Source organism: Mesorhizobium sp. M0715 (assembly GCF_040320355.1).
In the GTDB taxonomy this organism is placed as follows: domain Bacteria; phylum Pseudomonadota; class Alphaproteobacteria; order Rhizobiales; family Rhizobiaceae; genus Mesorhizobium.
Genome location: NZ_JAMYPL010000028.1, coordinates 68,893 through 86,763, shown reverse-complemented (window position 1 = coordinate 86,763; position 17,871 = coordinate 68,893). Strand labels below are relative to the sequence as shown.

Here is a 17,871-nt window from a genome sequence, read left to right as displayed (position 1 = left end):
TCAACAACAGTGCGCTTCAAACTCTCGCTGTGTTTGGACATGAAAACCCCCGAAGGTTGATGTCCAACTTTCGGGGGTCAGTTCAGATCCTCCAGGCTTTTTTCTGGTATGCCGTCATCACCCATCTGCCGACGCCGCGCGCCGCGCATGAGGGATGGGGCTTTCTCCTCACCAGCCGGGGGCTTTACATTCCGTTCCCCAATGTCAGCAGCGCCGCGCTCGCTGCGGCGACATTGGCTGTGATTGCCGCCATCGCGCTGCCGATCTGGCTGGGCAGGACATCGCGCCTCAGCCTGCCGGTCGGCCAGCGTGGCGGCATCCAGCTTGCCGGCGCGGCGGCGGCACTTGCCTGCGCGGCCGTCGTTCTGGTGGCCGGCCGCCTGGCCGACTTGCCGCTGCTCGATTTCCCGGCGCTGCAAGGTCTCAATCTGAGAGGCGGCCTGCGCATTCCGCCGGAATTTGCGACACTGGCCATCGCGATCGCCATCTATGGCGGCTCCTACATCGCCGAGATCGTGCGCGGCGGGTTCAAGGCTGTCGGCAAGGGCCAGGTCGAGGCGGCTCTTTCCCTGGGCCTCGGCCCGTGGCGGGTCTTCATGCTGGTACGGCTGCCGCTGGCACTACGCGCCATGCTGCCAATCCTCGCCAACCAGTATGTCTGGCTGATGAAGGCGACCACAATGGGGATCGCGGTGGGCTTCACGGATTTCTTCATGATCGTGGCGCTGACGATCAACCATTCCGGCCAGACAATCGAAGCGATCGGCATCCTGATGGCTGGCTTCCTCGCCATCAACCTCAGCCTCGCCGCCATCTTCAACCGCATCAACAAAGCAATCGCCCTCAAGGGCAACCAGTTGAGGGGGTGAGGGATGGAAATGGTCGTTGTCGCCCCTCCTGCCCTTGGAAAGATCGAGGATCTGAGGCGGCGCTTCTTTGCGACACCCCTGCAGGCATTGCTGTCGCTGGCTTCCCTGGCGATCATGGTCTTCCTGGTCTGGAAGCTCCTGAATTGGGCGGTTTTCTCGGCCGTCTTCACGACGAGCGGCGGACCCGAAGCCTGTCAGGCAGCGGCGGGAGCCTGCTGGTCGGTCATTGCCGCGCGATGGCGCATCATCCTGTTCGGCCTCTATCCCTATGACGAGCAGTGGCGGTCGGCCCTGGCTTGCCTGACCGTCGTGGTCATGACGGTGCTAAGTTGCATTCCGGCCTTCTGGACGGGTCGCCGCATCGCACTCGTATGGGGAGCCGGAACGGCGCTTTTCTACGTACTGATGAAGGGCGGCGTGCTTGGTCTGCCCTATGTCGGCGAGGAGGCCTGGGGCGGACTGGCGCTGACCCTGTTCATCTTCGTGACCACCTGCCTGATCGGCTTCCCGCTGGCAATCTGCCTGGCGCTGCTGCGCCGCTCCGGCCTGCCATGGATTTCCCGCACCACCGGCCTCATCATCGACGGGGTGCGTTCATTGCCTCTGATCTCGATCCTGTTCACCTTCGCCATCGTGCTGCCGTTCGCACTGCCGCAATGGCTGGTGGGCGACAAGCTGTACCGGGTGATCCTGGGCTCGGCCCTGTTTTTTTCCGCCTACCAGGCGGAGATCGTCAGAGGTGGGATGCAGGGCGTTCCCAGTGGGCAAGAAGAGGCAGCCATGGCGCTTGGCATGCGCTATTGGCAGCGCGTCGGCCGCATTCTTCTACCGCAGGCCATGCGCAATGCGCTGCCGGCGACGATCAACCAGTTCGTGATCTCGTTCAAGGAAACCTCGCTGGTGATCATCGTCGGCTTCTTCGAGATCCTGGCCTCCGGCAATGCCGCCTACGGCACTGGCGAGTGGCGCTTCGCCTACGTCGAGGTCTATGCCTTCATCGCCTTCATCTACTTCATCTTCGTGTTCAGCCTGTCCCGCTATGGCGCTTTTCTCGAGCGCCGTATGTCGGTCGGCGAACGATAGGGGGCGTTTACGTGATTTCAGGAAGCTCGCCCCGATCCAGCGGCCCCGCGGTGCTGATCGAAAATCTCGACAAATATTACGGGACATTCCAGGCGCTGCGAAAGGTGAGCTTGTCCGTGGATCGCGGCGAGAGGATCGTCGTCTGCGGCCCGTCCGGCTCCGGCAAGTCCACCATGATCCGCTGCATCAACCGTCTGGAGCAGCACAATGGCGGCCGGATCACCGTGCTCGGCACCGAGCTCAACGACGATGTCGGCAACATCGACGGGATCAGGCGGGAAGTCGGCATGGTGTTCCAGCACTTCAACCTGTTTCCACACATGACGGTGCTGGAGAACTGCATGCTCGCGCCCATGATCGTGCGCAAGGTGCCGCGCGCGGATGCCGAGGCGACCGCCCGGCGCTATCTGGAGAAGGTACGCATTCCCGAACAGGCGATGAAGTATCCCGGTCAGTTGTCCGGTGGCCAGCAACAGCGGGTCGCGATAGCGCGTGCCCTTTGCATGCAGCCCGAGATCATGCTGTTCGATGAGCCGACCTCTGCGCTCGACCCGGAAATGATCGCGGAAGTGCTCGACGTCATAGTCACGCTCGCCTCCGAAGGCATGACAATGATCTGCGTCACGCATGAGATGGGTTTTGCGCGCCGGGTTGCCGACCGGGTGATTTTCATGGATGGAGGCGAGATCGTCGAACAGGCGCCTCCCGATGAATTCTTCACCTCTTCCCGCAACGAGCGCACGCGGCAGTTCCTGTCGCAAGTGCTTGGTCACTGATCGATGCAACGATCCCGCGTCAGGCCGCAGCCATGTCCGTGACTGATCCCGTCACCGCCTTGCGCGAGATGCTCGGACCGAAAGGCTGGCTTTCGGGCAGCGATGCCAGGCCCTATCAGCGCGATTGGCTCGATCGCTACGGCGTCGCGGCTCTGGGCGTGGCCAGGCCTGCGGACACCTCCGAAGTGGCCAGTGTCGTAAAGGCATGCCACACGGCCGGACTGGCGGTCGTGCCGCAAGGCGGCAACACCGGGCTTTGCGGCGGCGCCGTCGCCGATCGGCCGGATGCAGTGATCGTTTCGCTTTCGCGCATGACGGCGATCGGCAAACCGGACTTGGACAGCGGCTCGATCCTCATCGAGGCGGGGGCCGTGCTTGCCGCGCTGCACGAGGCGCTGGAACCGCACGGCCTGATGTTTCCGATGCATCTCGGCGCGGAAGGCAGCGCCAGGATCGGCGGCCTGGTCGGCACCAATGCCGGCGGCAGCCAGGCATTCCGGTATGGCATGATGCAAGACCTCGTGCTTGGCCTGGAGGTCGTGACCCCTGACGGGGCGATATGGAACGGGCTGCGCGCGGTGCAGAAGGACAATGCCGGCTACCAGTTGCGCAAGCTCTATTGCGGCGCGGAAGGAACGCTTGGCATCGTGACGCGCGCGATCCTGCGGCTCTACCCGATGCCGCGGCGGCAGGCGAGCGCGCTTGTCGTCATGCCCGATTTCGCCGCGGCGGTTTCGTTCGGCACCTTTCTGCGGGGCGAGGCGGGGGAATTCCTGACCGGCCTCGAGTTCTTCTCCGACATCGGGCTGGGACTGGCCCTCAAACACCTGCCCGACCTAGCCTACCAGTTGGAGGCACGCGGCGAGGTCTATGTGCTGGTCGAACTGGCATCGGGCGCCCCCCGTGTTCCGCTCGACGAGATACTGGCTTCGGCGCTGGAGTGGGGGATGGAGCAAGGCCTGGTGCTGGACGGAGCATTGGCGGCGACGGGCGCGCATCGCGCACAATTCTGGCGGCTGCGAGAGGAGCAACCGGAAGGACAGAGGCTGGAAGGCGAGCAGCTGAAGCACGACATCTCGGTGCCTCCGGGCGCTATCGCCCGTTTCGTCGAGGCCGGCGCAGAGATCTGCGACGACATTCTTCCCGGCGTGCGGATAAACCCATTCGGGCATCTCGGCGACGGCAACATCCACTACAATCTGTCGCCGCCGGAAGGCCGCGCCGGCTTTGACGGCAAGGCCGAGCGGTTCGCCGAGGCGCTATCGTCGCTTGCCACGGAAATGGGCGGCAGTTTCGCGGCCGAGCATGGACTTGGCCGCGCCAAGGTCGCCACGGCCGACCGAAACCGCAGTCCGTTGGAGCGCGAACTCATGGCGCGGCTCAAGGATGCATTCGATCCACGGGGAACGATGAATCCGGGCGTGCTGGTGCACGCTGCTCGGCAAAGAAAAACTTTCGAATAGACGGCATTTCTTGATTTCGCCCCGAACCGCCTGCGTGCACCTATGAACCGAAGGCAGGCTCGATCGACCTGCCGCCAAAGTGAGGATGTCGAAGCATGATCCGCAATGGCGGCCGCCTTCTCGTCGAGTGCCTGATCGGGCTTGGCGCGACCAGGAGCTTCGGCGTGCCCGGAGAAAGTTATCTGGCCGTCCTGGACGCGCTGCACGACACGCAGGGAAAGCTGGACTACACGCTTTGCCGCAATGAAGGCGGCGCGGCGTTCATGGCCTCGGCCTACGGCAAGCTTACCGGCTCGCCAGGCATCTGTTTCGTGACGCGCGGCCCAGGCGCCACCAACGCCAGCATCGGCGTTCACACGGCCATGCAGGACAGTTCGCCGATGATCCTGTTCGTCGGCCAGGTCGGCACCGACATGAAGGGCCGCGAAGCCTTTCAGGAAATCGACTACCGGGCGGTGTTCGGCACGGTCGCCAAATGGGCGGTCGAGATCGACGATGTCGCGCGCCTGCCCGAGATTGTGGCGCGGGCATGGACGACCGCATTGACCGGACGACCTGGTCCCGTCGTGGTCGCGCTGCCCGAGGACATGCTGACCACCATGACCGAAGCGGCTCCGCTCAGCGCACCGGTGGCCATTTTCGAGCCGGCGCCGGCGCCGGAAGCGATCGCTTCGGCCTTCAGGCTGCTGGCCAAGGCCGAGAGGCCGGTCCTGCTCATGGGCGGCGCCAACTGGACCGTGGACGGACGCGCGGCGCTACAGGCTTTCGCAGAGGTTTCCGACATCCCTGTCGTGGCGGCCTTTCGCTATCAGGACCAGTTCGACAACCATTCGCCGGTCTTTGTCGGCGAGGCCGGCGTCGGCATGGTGGCGCATGTCAAAGCCCTGCTCCGCGACGCCGACGTGATCCTGGCCGTCAATGTGCGTTTCGGCGAGATGACCACGGACGGCTATACGCTGCTGTCCGTGCCGTTGCCGCGCCAGAAACTGATCCATGTCCATGGCTCCGATCGCGAGATCGGCAAGATCTATGTGCCGGCCATCGGTATCCATGCCGGGCCGAACGCTTTTGCCCGGGCGTTGACGCCCGTCAAAGGCGGCTGGGCGGACTGGCGCGCGACGGCCCGCAAAGCCTATGAAGGGACATTCGGCGCGCCCGTCCAGCCCGGCCCGGTGGACATGGTGGAGGTCAGCGCCTGGCTGCGCGAAAACCTGCCTGCCGACGTCATTCTCACCAACGGCGCCGGCAATTTCACCGTCTGGCCGAACAAGTTCTTCAAGTTCGGGCCGGACGCACGGCTGCTCGCCCCGCAGTCTGGCGCCATGGGCTACGGCCTGCCGGCGGCAATTGCCGCCAAGGTTGCGTTTCCAGAACGCACGGTCGTCTGCTTTGCCGGCGACGGCGACTTCCAGATGAATTGCCAGGAACTCGGAACCGCCATGCAGGCTGGCGCGCAGCCGATCGTGCTGATCCTCAACAACGGCATCTACGGCACGATCCGCGCCCATCAGGAGCGCCACTATCCGGCGCGCGTTTCGGGCACGTCGCTCGAAAACCCTGATTTCGTGACACTGGCAAAGGCCTATGGCTTCCATGCCGAGCGGATCGAGGCGACGCGCGATTTCGCGGCGGCGTTCGATCGGGCGCTCGGATCCGTGACGGGAGCGGTCCTCGACATCGCCATATCTCCCGAAGCGCTGACGCCCCGACAGACCCTTTCCCAGATGCGTGACGCCGCGCTCGCTTCCCAGAAGGCCAAGGCATGACCTCCAAAGACGACATCCGTCTCGGCGCGGACATCGGCGGCACGTTCACCGACGTCGCGCTCGACCTCAGGGGAACGATCTTCTCCACCAAGGTGTTGACCAATTATGCGGCGCCCGAGCAGGCGATCCTGGACGGCATTGCCGTCGTCACGCGCGATGCCGGTATCGCGCTTGCCGAGATCGGCATCATCATCCACGGCACGACGCTGGCGACGAATGCGCTCATCGAACGCCGTGGCGCCAGGACCGCGCTGGTCACCACCGAAGGGTTCCGCGATGTCATCGAGATGCGTACGGAAAACCGCTTCGAGCAGTATGACCTCGACCTGCAGCTGCCGGCGCCGCTAATCCCGCGCGAGCACCGTTTCACGGTAAAGGGCCGGATCGGCGCGGAAGGCCAGGAGCTTCAGCCGCTCGACGAAGCCGCCCTGGAAGGCATTGCCGACCGGATCGGGGCCGGCGGCTTCGGCTCCGTGGCGATCGGCTTCATCCACGCCTACACCAACCCTGATCATGAGCGCCGGGCACGCGCTATCCTGTCCCGCAAGCTTACCATCCCGATTTCGATCAGCGCCGAAGTCTCGCCGCAGATGCGCGAGTTCGAACGCTTCAACACGGTCTGCGCCAACGCCTATGTGCGGCCGCAGATGGCGGACTATCTCGCGCGTTTCCAGACCCGCTTGAAGGAGATGGGCGCCGAGTGCCCGGTCTTCATGATCCATTCGGGCGGCGGTCTGATCTCGGTGGAGACGGCCTCGGAATTTCCCGTGCGCCTCGTCGAGTCCGGCCCGGCCGGCGGCGCCATCTTCGCCGCCGACATCGCCAGGCGATTCGGCCTGGAAAAGGTCGTCTCCTATGACATGGGCGGCACCACTGCAAAGATCTGCCTGATCGAGGATTATGCGCCACGCACCGCCAGAACCTTCGAAGTGGCGCGTACCTATCGCTTCTGCAAAGGTTCCGGCATGCCGATCTCCATTCCCGTGATCGAGATGATCGAGATCGGCGCCGGCGGCGGCTCGATCGCCTGGGTCGACGCCATGGGCCGCATCCAGACCGGTCCCGAAAGTGCCGGATCGGAACCTGGCCCGGCCTGCTACGGCCGCGGCGGCAGGCGCCCGGCCATCACAGATGCCGACCTGGTGCTCGGCAAGCTCGATCCCGACAATTTCGCCGGCGGCGCCATCAGGCTGGACACGTCCGCATCCGAACAGGCGATCCTGCGCGATGTCGGCGAACGCCTGTCGCTCGATGCCATGGCGACGGCCTTCGGCATCTGCGAGGTGGTGGACGAGAACATGGCCAATGCCGCCCGCGTCCATGCCGTCGAAAACGGCAAAAACATTTCCGACAACGTGATGATCGCCTTCGGTGGCGCGGCCCCGCTTCACGCCGCGAGGCTTTGCGAGAAACTCGGTATCGACCAGTGCATCGTCCCCAAGGGCGCGGGCGTCGGATCGGCGATCGGCTTCCTCAAGGCTCCGTTCGGCTACGAAGCCCTGGCATCCCGGCTGACGCGGCTGTCGCAGTTCAAGCCGGCCGAGGCCAATGCTTTGCTCGACGACCTCAAAGTGTCAGCCGAAAGCTTCGTGCGGGCAGGGGCCAACGGTACGATCACATGCGAAATCACCGCCTTCATGCGCTACGCCGGCCAGGGCTGGGAAATCCCCGTGCCGCTGCCGGACAAGCCGTTCGGCAACGATGCCGCAACCACGCTCGAGGATTTGTTCCAGGCGAATTACCAACGCTTCTTCGGCCGCGCCATCGAAGGACTTGGCGGCCTGGAAATCGAGATCGTCACCTGGTCCGTGAAGGCGACGGATGTCCGGCCTGCTGTCGCCAGGCACGAGCTGATCACCGGCAAGCGGACCACTCAGCCGGCAACAAGCCGCGCGGTGTTCGATCCGGCCAGCGGTGCGCCACGGACCTATGGCATCGTCGAACGGGAGGGGCTGTGCACCGGCGATCGGGTGGCGGGCCCGGTCATCATCGTCGAACGCGAGACGTCCACCGTCGTCACCACGAGCTTCGACGCCGTCATCCAGAGCGACGGCGCAATCCTTCTGATCCGCAAAGGCAGCCAGGCATGAGCGACATCAGTGAAATCCGCATGCAGGTTATGTGGAACCGGTTGATCTCGGTGGTCGAGGAGCAGGCCCTCACCTTGCTGCGCACGGCTTTCTCGACATCGGTGCGCGAATCCGGCGACCTGTCGGCGGGCGTGTTCGATCCCCGCGGCCAGATGCTGGCACAGGCGGTGACGGGAACGCCCGGCCATGTCAACACCATGGCCGAGGCGGTGCTGCATTTCATGAATGAAATCCCGCGCGAAACCATGTTCGAGGGCGACACCTACGTCACCAATGACCCCTGGTTGGGCACGGGCCACCTGCACGACATCACCATGGTGTCGCCGTCGTTCCTGAACGGCGAATTGGTTGCGTTCTTCGCCTGCACTGCGCATGTGGTCGATGTCGGTGGGCGCGGCTTCGGCGCTGACGGCAAGTCGGTCTACGAGGAAGGTATCCAGATCCCGATCATGAAGTTCGCGGAGAAGGGCAAGGTCAATTTCGATCTCGTCAGGATCCTGCGCGCCAACGTCCGCGAGCCGAACCAGGTCGTCGGCGATTTCTATTCGCTCGCCGCCTGCAACGAAGTCGGCCACCGACGCCTCGTCGACATGATGAAGGAGATCGGCCTGGCATCGCTGGACGGGCTTGGCGAGTTCATCTTCTCGCGCACCCGCGACGCCATGGTCGAACGCATCAAGGCGATGCCCAAAGGCAGCTGGTCGAACGCGCTGGTGACCGACGGCTACGACAAGCCGGTGAAGCTCGCGGCGACCGTCACGGTTCGGGACGCCGGCGTCGAGGTCGATTTCACCGGTACCGACCCGATGAGCCGATGGGGCATCAACTGCCCGATCATCTACAGCAAGGCCTATGCCTGCTACGCGTTGAAATGCGTGGTGGCGCCCGATATTCCTAACAATGCCGCGTCGCTCGCCTTCTTCACCGTGTCGTCTCCGGTCAACATCCTGAACGCCGTGCGGCCGGCGCCGGTGGCGCTCAGGCACATCTTCGGCCACATGGTTCCCGATCTGGTGCTCGGCGCGATCGCCAAGGCGATGCCCGGCAAGATCCTTGCCGAGGGCGCCGGCGCACTGTGGAACATCCATATCTCGGTTCGGCCGGTCTCCGGCGGTTCGGGCCGCCGCGCCGAGGTGCTGATGTTCAATTCCGGCGGCATGGGCGCGCGCCCCGGCCTCGACGGATTGTCGGCGACGGCCTTCCCCTCCGGCGTCCATACGATGCCGATCGAGGCAACGGAGCACACCGGCCCGATCGTCATCTGGCGCAAGGAGCTGCGGCCCGATTCCGGCGGCGACGGCGAGTTCCGCGGCGGGCTCGGGCAGGTTATCGAAATCGAGGCGATCGAGGGCCATGAATTCGACTTTTCGGCCATGTTCGACCGCGTCAATCATCCCGCCCACGGGCGCAACGGCGGCGGGCCTGGAGTGGCCGGCGTGGTCAGGCTGGACGATGGCACGCAGATGCGACCCAAAGGTTGGCAGCATGTTCCGGCCGGCCGTCGGCTGATCCTCCAATTGCCGGGCGGCGGCGGCTATGGCGATCCGTCCAAGCGCAGCACCGAGGCGCGGGCGAACGACCGCTCCAAGGAATACATTTCGGAGAACGGCAAATGAGCTACATTGCCTCGCGCCTGTCTGCGGTGAAGCCTTCGGCGTCCATGGCTGCTTCGCAAGCAGCCAAGGCCCTGCGCGCCAAGGGCGTCGACGTGATCGATCTTGGCTTGGGCGAGCCGGATTTCCCGACACCGAGCCACATCATCGAAGCGGCGCATTTCGCCGCGAAGGCCGGCCAGACGCTATATACGGGTGCCGCCGGCACGGCCGAGGTGCGCGAAGCCGTGGCCGGCAAGTTCCGCCGCGAAAACGGACTGGACTACACGGCGGACGACGTCGTCGTGGCCAATGGCGCCAAGCAGATCATCTTCAACGCGCTGATGGCGACGCTGGAGTCTGGTGACGAAGCGATCCTGCCGGCGCCCTACTTCGTCTCCTATCCCGAGATGGTGAAGCTGCTCGGCGGCACGCCTGTCGTTATCGAGTGCCCGGAAACTTCGGGCTTCCGGCTGACGCCGGAGCTGCTCGAAAAAGCCATCACGCCAAGGACGAAATGGCTGTTCCTCAACATGCCCGGCAACCCCTCCGGCGCCATATATTCGCAATCGGACCTGCGGGCACTCGGAGCGGTTTTGGCAAGGCATCCGCAGGTGCTGGTGCTTTCCGACGAGATTTACGAGCACATCCTGTTCGACGGACGCGACTTCGTCTCCTTCGGCAAGGCTTGCCCGGAACTCAGGGACCGCACCCTGATCGTCAACGGCGTCTCCAAATCCTATGCGATGACCGGGTGGCGTGTCGGCTATGCCGCCGGGCCGGCGCCGCTCACCAGGGCGATGGCGACCATCCAGAGCCAGTCCTGCACGTCCGTCTGCTCGATCGCGCAAGCGGCGACGGTGGCCGCGCTCAACGGCCCCCAGGACGAGGTGGCACGCTTTCGGCAGGCGTTCGAGGCGCGCCGCGACCTTGTCGTCGACGGCATCAGGCGAATCAACGGTCTTACGCTTTCGCCACCGGAAGGCGCCTTCTATGCCTATATCGGCTGCGCCAGCCTGATCGGCCGCAGGACCCCAAAAGGCGTCGTGCTCGAGGACGACACGGCAGTGGCGAATTATCTCCTGAACGAAGGGCGCGTGGCCTCGGTGCCGGGCGCCGCCTATGGACTTTCACCCTATTTCCGCATCTCGACCGCGACCGGCGAAGAGGTGCTGACCGAAGCGATCGCGCGCATCAACGCCGCCGTCGCGCAAGTGGAGTAGATCATGCCGCATTACGAACGCATCCTGATCACCGGCGCGGCCGGCCGCCTCGGTTCGGAACTGCGAAAGGGGCTGGTGCCGCTGGCAAAAACGATCCGCCTGGCAGGCCGCGAACCGTTCGGCGATCTTGCTCCACACGAGGAAGAAGCGGTCTTCGACCTCGCCGATATGGAGGCGACGATTGCCGCCACCAAGGATTGCGACGCGATCGTGCATTTCGGCGGCGCACCACTCGAATGCGAATGGCAAACCATCCTGGATTCCAGCATCCGCGGCTCTTATCACATCTACGAGGGCGCCCGGAAACACGGCGTGAAACGAGTCATCTATGCCTCCTCCGTACATGCCGTCGGCTATCACGAGGTCGAGGCGCATATCGGCGTCGACGCGCCGGTCCGTCCCGACAGCCTCTATGGCGTGTCGAAGAACTTCGTCGAGAGCCTGAGCCGGCTTTACTGGGACAAGTTCGGCATCGAGACGGCGTGCCTGCGCATCTTTTCGTCCTTCCCCGAACCGGCGGACCGTCGCATGCTATGGTCATACCTCTCCTTCGCCGACTGTGTGCGTCTGGTCGAGGCAGCTCTCACCGCGCCGCGCGTCGGCCATACGATCTCCTTCGGCCTTTCCGACAACAAGGTGAAAACGGTCGACAACAGCGGCGCCAACCATCTGGGGTTTTCTCCGCAGGATAGTGCCGAGCCGTTCCGCGCAGCGGTCGAGGCGAAGACGCAGATTCCGGATCCCAAGGCGCCATCGGTGAAGTATCTGGGCGGGTGGTTCTGCGAGCTTGGCCATCCGGACGACAAGCCGGCGTAGCTATCGAAATACCCATCCGCTAGATGGCGCAGACCGGAAGCCGAGATGCGGCAGGCGATGGATTCACGCATGGTGGCGGAGATCGAGCAGGTTGTCGGCGGTCGTCATCGGTTTTGGGATTCTCACCTGATCTGGTAGTGGGATCCAAATCACAGGAGATGGCATGCCGAACGATGTAATCGTGCGCGACAGCAATGGCGCTCAATTGAATGACGGCGATTCCGTCACGCTGATCAAAGACCTCAAAGTCAAAGGCACTTCGGAGACGATCAAGCGCGGCACGTTGGTGAAGGCCATCCGGCTGAACGGCAATCCCGGCGAGATCGAATGCAACACCAAGCAAGTGAAAGGCCTGGTGCTCAAGACCGAGTTCGTGAAGAAGGCGTAAGCCTCAAGGCGGCAAGCGATCTCGATGGTTCCTTCGGGATTTTGGAAAGCCTGCCGTCGCCAAGCGGGCTGCGGAGCCGTTGAGCGTCCGGCACCCGACAGTTGCGCTGTAAAATTGATGATTTCGCCGACCAGGCACAAAAAACCGCCAAGACCTAAGTCTGGAACCTCCTGCCGCTCCGCGCGTTTCACGGCGTCCCGTTCGCGGACCCGCCCGGATATCTCTCCAAGCGCGCGAAAAAACCAGGAGCCCGCTTCATGCACGACAAGCTGTTTCATTCACCGGTCGCACTGTCGGTCGGCCTCGGCTTCAAGCGCGAGATTGCCTCGCTGGCCGAAATGCACGATTTCCTCACCAATTGGACCACCTCCCGCCGCGGCCCGCTCTACCGAAATGCGGTGAAGGCATGTGATCTGGCCGTTCCAGGTTATGTGAGCGTCGAGCAGGCGCGCCGGGCGTTGCTCGAATTCGCGCAAGCCGCGGGCATCCTGTGGCCGGACCTCGAGCCGGTGGCGGGCGTGCACGCCGTTGCGCGTGGTTATGGCGGCTACGCCGCCTGAAGATTGATGTTCCCCGTGGCGGCTGAAGCCACACCACCATAGAAAGCCCGGCTGGCCCCCAGCCGGGCTTTCCCGTTTCCGGCAGCTCGCAAGGAAATCGCAATCCTGTGGTTGGCCGTGTGCCTTGGGCGAAAATCCCTGGGTGGAGTGTTGGGAAGAGCCCGCGCAAAAATCTTTATGACATTCCTATTTCTTTCCACTGCGCCCTGTCTCGAACCTTTATGGCGATCGGGTCCATATTCCTTTCAGAAACACAACCGGTTCCGTCGCCAAAGATGCGACGGGCCACTTCCGATATATTGCGAACTCTCCTGTCAAATTCGCAAAGTGCAAAAGAACAAAAGGAATAAACACAATGGATATAGCCGTTATCGGGATCGGAATTTTGTTCTTCGCCTTTTGTTTCGCCTACATCAAAGCTTGTGACGCGCTCTAGAGCGAGGCTGAAAAAATGATCATCGACTATATTCTCGGTGGCGGCGTTACGCTGTTCCTGCTCGCCTACCTGACATACGCCCTCGTTCGTCCAGAACGCTTCTGAAGGCACGGAAAGCCCACAGCCATGACACTGAACGGTTGGATACAGATCCTGGTCTATTGCGGGATCGTCATATTGCTGGTGAAGCCGCTCGGCGGCTACATGCACCGCGTCTTCAACGGCGACCGCACGCTGCTTTCGCCGGTCCTTCGCCCGCTTGAGCGCGGGCTTTATCGTATCTGCGGAACCAGCGAACGCGAGGAACAGCACTGGACCACCTACGCGGTCGCCCTGCTGCTCTTCAACCTCGCCGGCTTCCTGGTGCTTTATGCCCTGCAGCGTCTGCAGGGCAGCCTGCCTTACAACCCTGCCGGCATGACAGCGGTTGAACCAGGGCTGGCCTTCAACACCGCCGCCAGCTTCATGACCAACACCAACTGGCAGAACTATGGTGGCGAGAGCACGATGTCCTATCTCGTGCAGATGGCCGGGCTGACGGTGCAGAACTTCGTTTCGGCGGCCACCGGCATTGCCATCGCCATCGCGCTGATCCGCGGCTTTGCACGGGCCTCCGGCAAGTCGATCGGCAATTTCTGGGTCGATATGACCCGCTCCACACTCTATCTGCTTCTGCCGTTCTGCATCGTGCTGACGCTGGTCTATGTCTGGCTCGGCATGCCGCAGACGCTCGGCGCCTACGTCAACGCCACGACGCTGGAAGGCGCGCAACAGACCATCGCCGTCGGCCCGGTCGCTTCGCAGGTGGCCATCAAGATGCTCGGCACCAATGGCGGTGGTTTCTTCAACGCCAATGCCGCGCACCCGTTCGAGAACCCCGACGCGATCTCCAACCTGATCCAGATGGTGTCGATCTTCGTCATCGGCGCCGCCTTGACCAATGTCTTCGGCCGCATGATCGGCAACCAGCGCCAGGGCTGGGCGATCCTCTCGGCCATGGGCGTCATGTTCATCGCCGGTGTCGCCATCTGCTATTGGGCGGAAGCCGCCGGCAACCCGCTGGTGCATGCGCTGGGCATCGACGGCGGCAACATGGAGGGCAAGGAGACGCGTTTCGGCACCGCCCTGTCGGCGCTGTTTGCCGTCATCACCACGGCCGCTTCCTGCGGCGCGGTGAACGCCATGCACGGCTCGTTCACCGCGCTCGGCGGCATGATCCCGATCATCAACATGCAGCTTGGCGAAGTCATCGTCGGCGGTGTCGGCGCGGGTCTCTACGGCATCCTGATGTACATCGTCGTTGCCGTCTTCATTGCCGGCCTGATGGTCGGCCGCACGCCCGAATATCTCGGCAAGAAGATCGAGGCCAAGGAGGTCAAGATGGCTATGTTGGCCATACTATGCCTGCCGCTGGCGATGCTGATCTTCACGGCCATCGCCGTCGTGCTACCGACCGGCGTGGCGTCGATGGGCAATGCCGGCCCGCACGGCTTCTCCGAGGTTCTGTATGCCTACACTTCGGCGGCGGCCAACAACGGTTCGGCCTTTGGCGGCCTCAGCGGCAACTCGCCCTGGTACAACATCACGATCGGCATCGGCATGCTGATGGGCCGCTTCCTGGTCATCATCCCGGCGCTGGCCATTGCCGGCTCGCTGGTGCCGAAGAAAACGGTTCCGGCTTCCGCCGGCACCTTCCCGACCGATGGCCCGCTGTTCGTCGGGCTGCTGGTCGGCGTCATCCTGATCGTCGGTGGCCTCACCTTCTTCCCGGCGCTCGCCGTCGGGCCGATCATCGAGCACCTGGCGATGGCTCACGGGCAGACCTTCTGAGACCGTCATGTCCTGGTTCAATGCCATGCGCCGCAAGGTCGGCCACAGGGACGATCACGGAAAGGAGGAGAGACCTCCTCCTTTCCCGACCCTGTCGACGTTTCTCGGCCTTGCGGCAGTCATGCTCGTCCTCTGGCTGCTGGCCTACGGGCCGCCGCATTTCCTTTCGGCATCCGATCATCCGGTGCCGTCCAACAACACCGAAGCCGGAGCTTCAAAATGAGCAACTCGAAATCGGCCAGCATCATGGATGCCAGCATCCTGCTTCCCGCCATTGGCGGCGCCTTCCGCAAGCTCGACCCGCGCACGCTGGCCAGGAACCCGGTGATGTTCGTCGTTGCCGTCGTCTCGGCGCTCACCACGGTGCTGTTCGTCAAGGACCTGGTCACCGGCGGCGGCAATCTCGGCTTCACGCTGCAGATCATCATCTGGCTTTGGTTCACCGTGCTGTTCGCCAACTTCGCCGAAGCGGTCGCAGAAGGCCGCGGCAAGGCGCAGGCGGATTCGCTGCGCAAGGCACGCACCGAGACCCAGGCCAAGCTTTTGACCGGTGAAGACCGCACCAAATACAAACTCGTGCCCGGCACCAGCCTCAAGGTCGGCGATGCCGTGCTGGTCGAGGCCGGCGACATCATCCCGTCCGACGGCGAAGTGATCGAAGGCGTTGCTTCGGTCAACGAGGCTGCGATCACGGGCGAATCCGCGCCGGTCATTCGCGAATCCGGTGGCGACCGTTCGGCGGTCACCGGTGGCACCCAGGTGCTGTCCGACTGGGTCCGCGTCCGCATCACCGCCGCCTCCGGCCATACCTTCCTCGACCGCATGATCTCACTGGTCGAAGGTGCCGAGCGCCAGAAGACGCCGAACGAGATCGCGCTCAACATCCTGCTCGTCGGCATGACGCTGATCTTCGTGCTGGCCACCGCGACGATCCCGAGTTTTGCCTCCTACTCGGGCGGCTATATCTCGGTGACCGTTCTGGTGGCGCTGTTCGTCACCTTGATCCCGACCACGATCGGCGCGCTGCTTTCGGCCATCGGCATCGCCGGTATGGACCGTCTGGTGCGATTCAACGTGCTGGCCATGTCGGGCCGCGCCGTGGAAGCCGCAGGCGACGTCGACACGCTGCTGCTCGACAAGACCGGCACGATCACACTAGGCAACCGCCAGGCGACGCAGTTTCGCCCGGTCAAGGGCGTCACCGAACAGGAACTGGCCGACGCGGCTCAGCTTGCCTCGCTCGCCGACGAAACGCCGGAAGGCCGCTCGATCGTCGTGCTGGCCAAGGAAAAATACGCCATCCGCGCCCGCGATATGGCAACGCTGCACGCAACCTTCGTGCCCTTCACCGCGCAAACCCGTATGAGCGGCGTCGACATCGATGGTTCGTCGGTGCGCAAGGGCGCCGTCGATTCCGTGCTTGCCCATGTCAACCAGTCGACGGTCGCAGCCCACGCCACGCGGCCCGGCAGCGATACCGTCAGGGATCTCCAGGCCATCGCCGACGAGATCGCCAAGTCCGGCGGCACGCCGCTGGCGGTCGAACGCGACGGCCGCCTGCTCGGCGTCATCCACCTCAAGGACATCGTCAAGGGCGGCATCAGGGAGCGCTTCACCGAACTGCGCCGCATGGGCATCCGCACGGTGATGATCACCGGCGACAATCCGATGACGGCAGCAGCCATCGCCGCGGAAGCCGGCGTCGACGACTTCCTCGCCCAGGCCACGCCGGAGGACAAGCTCAAGCTGATCCGCGACGAACAGGCCAAGGGCAAGCTGGTGGCCATGTGCGGCGACGGCACCAACGATGCGCCAGCCCTCGCACAAGCCGATGTCGGTGTCGCCATGAACACCGGCACGGTTGCCGCCCGCGAGGCCGGCAACATGATCGATCTCGACAGCGATCCGACCAAGCTCATCGAGATCGTCGAGATCGGCAAGGCGCTCTTGATGACGCGAGGTTCGCTGACGACCTTCTCGATCGCCAACGACGTGGCCAAGTATTTCGCCATCATTCCGGCGATGTTCGCCGTCTTCTACGTCGCACCGGGACAGACGACCGGCCCGCTGCAGGCACTCAACGTCATGCATCTGGCGACGCCGCAAAGCGCCATCCTGTCGGCCATCATCTTCAACGCACTGATCATCATCGCGCTGATCCCGCTGTCGCTGAAGGGCGTCAAATACCGCGCCATTGGCGCCGGCGCGCTGCTCAGCCGCAATCTTCTCGTCTACGGCCTCGGCGGCCTCATCGTGCCGTTCGTCGGCATCAAGGCGATCGACATGATCGTCACCGCGCTTGGCCTCGCTTAACTCTTTGTTTTAACGCAATTCCGGACGGAAAACCGCTTCACACTTTTCCTGGAATTGCTTTGAGGAACATCTCCATGCTCACCCAGCTAAGACCCGCGATCATCATGATCGTCTTCTTCACGGTCCTGACCGGCCTGATCTATCCGATCGGCATGACCGGCATCGCCCAGGCGATCTTCCCGCGCCAGGCCAATGGCAGCCTGATCGAGAAGGATGGCAAGGTTATCGGCTCCGAACTGATCGGCCAGGGCTTTGCCAGCGACAAGTATTTCCATGGCCGCCCCTCGGCCGCCGGCGACGGCTACAACGCCGCCGCCTCGAGCGGCAGCAATCTCGGCCCGACCAATCCCAAGCTGATCGACCGCATCAAGGGCGATGCGGAAAGACTGAAGGCGGAGAATCCGAACCAGCCCGTCCCGATGGACCTGGTGACGACGTCCGGCAGTGGCCTCGATCCCGATATCAGTCCCGAAGCAGCCTACTTCCAGGTCGCCAGGGTGGCCAAGGCCAGGGGGATCGATGAAGCCAAGGTCAAGGCGCTTGTCGACAGTCAGGTCGAGGGCAGGGAACTCGGCTTCATGGGCGAACCGGTGGTCAATGTGCTCGGTCTCAACCTTGCGCTGGACGCCGCGAAACAGTGAATGGTGCGGGCTGGGGATCGACAGT

At 63.6% G+C, this 17,871-nt stretch carries 16 protein-coding genes; all 16 read left to right on the top strand.

The genetic code is table 11. The annotated features are described in order from the left end of the window. Positions 1 to 59 precede the first annotated feature (59 nt). The 16 genes from NKI21_RS27115 to kdpC all read left to right on the top strand — a co-directional run bounded on the left by NKI21_RS27115 (position 60) and on the right by kdpC (position 17,846). On the top strand, positions 60 to 869 hold the full coding sequence (locus NKI21_RS27115; protein WP_352868302.1) for an ABC transporter permease subunit: 810 nt from the start codon (positions 60 to 62) through the stop codon (positions 867 to 869). A gap of 3 nt (positions 870 to 872) precedes the next feature. After that, on the top strand, positions 873 to 1,952 hold the full coding sequence (locus tag NKI21_RS27110) for an amino acid ABC transporter permease (protein ID WP_128303175.1): 1,080 nt from the start codon (positions 873 to 875) through the stop codon (positions 1,950 to 1,952). Between the two features lie 11 nt (positions 1,953 to 1,963). Then, positions 1,964 to 2,728 (top strand): amino acid ABC transporter ATP-binding protein, encoded by a 765-nt coding sequence (locus tag NKI21_RS27105; RefSeq protein ID WP_128303174.1) that lies wholly within the window; start codon positions 1,964 to 1,966, stop codon positions 2,726 to 2,728. Between the two features lie 32 nt (positions 2,729 to 2,760). After that, positions 2,761 to 4,191 carry an FAD-binding oxidoreductase gene (locus tag NKI21_RS27100; RefSeq protein ID WP_352554209.1) on the top strand — a complete coding sequence of 477 codons (1,431 nt, stop codon included), beginning with the start codon at positions 2,761 to 2,763 and terminating at the stop codon, positions 4,189 to 4,191. Between the two features lie 95 nt (positions 4,192 to 4,286). Next, positions 4,287 to 5,957: a thiamine pyrophosphate-binding protein gene (locus NKI21_RS27095; protein ID WP_352554210.1), complete on the top strand. Its 1,671-nt coding sequence runs from the start codon at positions 4,287 to 4,289 to the stop codon at positions 5,955 to 5,957. Further along, entirely contained in the window at positions 5,954 to 8,047 is a 2,094-nt protein-coding gene (locus NKI21_RS27090; protein ID WP_352440889.1) for a hydantoinase/oxoprolinase family protein, read from the top strand. The genes NKI21_RS27095 and NKI21_RS27090 overlap by 4 nt, the downstream gene beginning before the upstream one ends. Beyond that, positions 8,044 to 9,663: a hydantoinase B/oxoprolinase family protein gene (locus NKI21_RS27085; protein ID WP_352440890.1), complete on the top strand. Its 1,620-nt coding sequence runs from the start codon at positions 8,044 to 8,046 to the stop codon at positions 9,661 to 9,663. Before NKI21_RS27090 ends, NKI21_RS27085 begins: the two co-directional genes overlap by 4 nt. After that, a complete protein-coding gene (locus tag NKI21_RS27080) occupies positions 9,660 to 10,862 on the top strand; it encodes a pyridoxal phosphate-dependent aminotransferase (RefSeq protein ID WP_352793511.1) in 1,203 nt (400 codons plus the stop codon). The genes NKI21_RS27085 and NKI21_RS27080 overlap by 4 nt, the downstream gene beginning before the upstream one ends. A 3-nt stretch (positions 10,863 to 10,865) precedes the next feature. After that, positions 10,866 to 11,678: an NAD-dependent epimerase/dehydratase family protein gene (locus NKI21_RS27075; RefSeq protein WP_352868297.1), complete on the top strand. Its 813-nt coding sequence runs from the start codon at positions 10,866 to 10,868 to the stop codon at positions 11,676 to 11,678. Between the two features lie 163 nt (positions 11,679 to 11,841). Beyond that, positions 11,842 to 12,066, top strand: a complete 225-nt coding sequence (locus NKI21_RS27070) for an alkylphosphonate utilization protein (protein WP_013529641.1) — start codon at positions 11,842 to 11,844, stop codon at positions 12,064 to 12,066. A 257-nt stretch (positions 12,067 to 12,323) separates the two neighbouring features. Further along, on the top strand, positions 12,324 to 12,626 hold the full coding sequence (locus NKI21_RS27065; protein ID WP_023810142.1) for a DUF982 domain-containing protein: 303 nt from the start codon (positions 12,324 to 12,326) through the stop codon (positions 12,624 to 12,626). 451 nt (positions 12,627 to 13,077) lie between these two features. Beyond that, the gene (locus NKI21_RS27060) at positions 13,078 to 13,167 is read left to right on the top strand and encodes a K(+)-transporting ATPase subunit F (RefSeq protein WP_023810140.1); all 90 of its coding nucleotides are present in this window, start codon (positions 13,078 to 13,080) and stop codon (positions 13,165 to 13,167) included. Between the two features lie 21 nt (positions 13,168 to 13,188). After that, complete coding sequence (gene kdpA / locus NKI21_RS27055; RefSeq protein WP_352868295.1) at positions 13,189 to 14,892, top strand: potassium-transporting ATPase subunit KdpA; 1,704 nt, start codon at positions 13,189 to 13,191, stop codon at positions 14,890 to 14,892. A gap of 25 nt (positions 14,893 to 14,917) precedes the next feature. Continuing rightward, complete coding sequence (locus NKI21_RS27050) at positions 14,918 to 15,115, top strand: hypothetical protein (protein ID WP_352440895.1); 198 nt, start codon at positions 14,918 to 14,920, stop codon at positions 15,113 to 15,115. Continuing rightward, positions 15,112 to 17,205 carry a potassium-transporting ATPase subunit KdpB gene (gene kdpB / locus NKI21_RS27045; RefSeq protein ID WP_027037660.1) on the top strand — a complete coding sequence of 698 codons (2,094 nt, stop codon included), beginning with the start codon at positions 15,112 to 15,114 and terminating at the stop codon, positions 17,203 to 17,205. The genes NKI21_RS27050 and kdpB overlap by 4 nt, the downstream gene beginning before the upstream one ends. Positions 17,206 to 17,279: 74 nt before the next feature. Beyond that, positions 17,280 to 17,846: a potassium-transporting ATPase subunit KdpC gene (gene kdpC, locus NKI21_RS27040; RefSeq protein WP_352440896.1), complete on the top strand. Its 567-nt coding sequence runs from the start codon at positions 17,280 to 17,282 to the stop codon at positions 17,844 to 17,846. The last annotated feature ends 25 nt before the right edge of the window (positions 17,847 to 17,871 follow it).

Bases quoted from the DNA above. Each gene is read 5' to 3' on its own strand.
- NKI21_RS27065 (WP_023810142.1), top strand. From the start codon at position 12,324: ATGCACGACAAGCTGTTTCATTCACCGGTCGCACTGTCGGTCGGCCTC.
- NKI21_RS27080 (WP_352793511.1), top strand. From the start codon at position 9,660: ATGAGCTACATTGCCTCGCGCCTGTCTGCGGTGAAGCCTTCGGCGTCC.
- NKI21_RS27070 (WP_013529641.1), top strand. From the start codon at position 11,842: ATGCCGAACGATGTAATCGTGCGCGACAGCAATGGCGCTCAATTGAAT.
- NKI21_RS27090 (WP_352440889.1), top strand. From the start codon at position 5,954: ATGACCTCCAAAGACGACATCCGTCTCGGCGCGGACATCGGCGGCACG.
- NKI21_RS27110 (WP_128303175.1), top strand. From the start codon at position 873: ATGGAAATGGTCGTTGTCGCCCCTCCTGCCCTTGGAAAGATCGAGGAT.
- NKI21_RS27075 (WP_352868297.1), top strand. From the start codon at position 10,866: ATGCCGCATTACGAACGCATCCTGATCACCGGCGCGGCCGGCCGCCTC.
- NKI21_RS27095 (WP_352554210.1), top strand. From the start codon at position 4,287: ATGATCCGCAATGGCGGCCGCCTTCTCGTCGAGTGCCTGATCGGGCTT.
- kdpA (WP_352868295.1), top strand. From the start codon at position 13,189: ATGACACTGAACGGTTGGATACAGATCCTGGTCTATTGCGGGATCGTC.
- NKI21_RS27085 (WP_352440890.1), top strand. From the start codon at position 8,044: ATGAGCGACATCAGTGAAATCCGCATGCAGGTTATGTGGAACCGGTTG.
- NKI21_RS27060 (WP_023810140.1), top strand. From the start codon at position 13,078: ATGATCATCGACTATATTCTCGGTGGCGGCGTTACGCTGTTCCTGCTC.
- NKI21_RS27100 (WP_352554209.1), top strand. From the start codon at position 2,761: ATGTCCGTGACTGATCCCGTCACCGCCTTGCGCGAGATGCTCGGACCG.
- NKI21_RS27115 (WP_352868302.1), top strand. From the start codon at position 60: ATGTCCAACTTTCGGGGGTCAGTTCAGATCCTCCAGGCTTTTTTCTGG.
- kdpB (WP_027037660.1), top strand. From the start codon at position 15,112: ATGAGCAACTCGAAATCGGCCAGCATCATGGATGCCAGCATCCTGCTT.
- kdpC (WP_352440896.1), top strand. From the start codon at position 17,280: ATGCTCACCCAGCTAAGACCCGCGATCATCATGATCGTCTTCTTCACG.
- NKI21_RS27050 (WP_352440895.1), top strand. From the start codon at position 14,918: ATGCGCCGCAAGGTCGGCCACAGGGACGATCACGGAAAGGAGGAGAGA.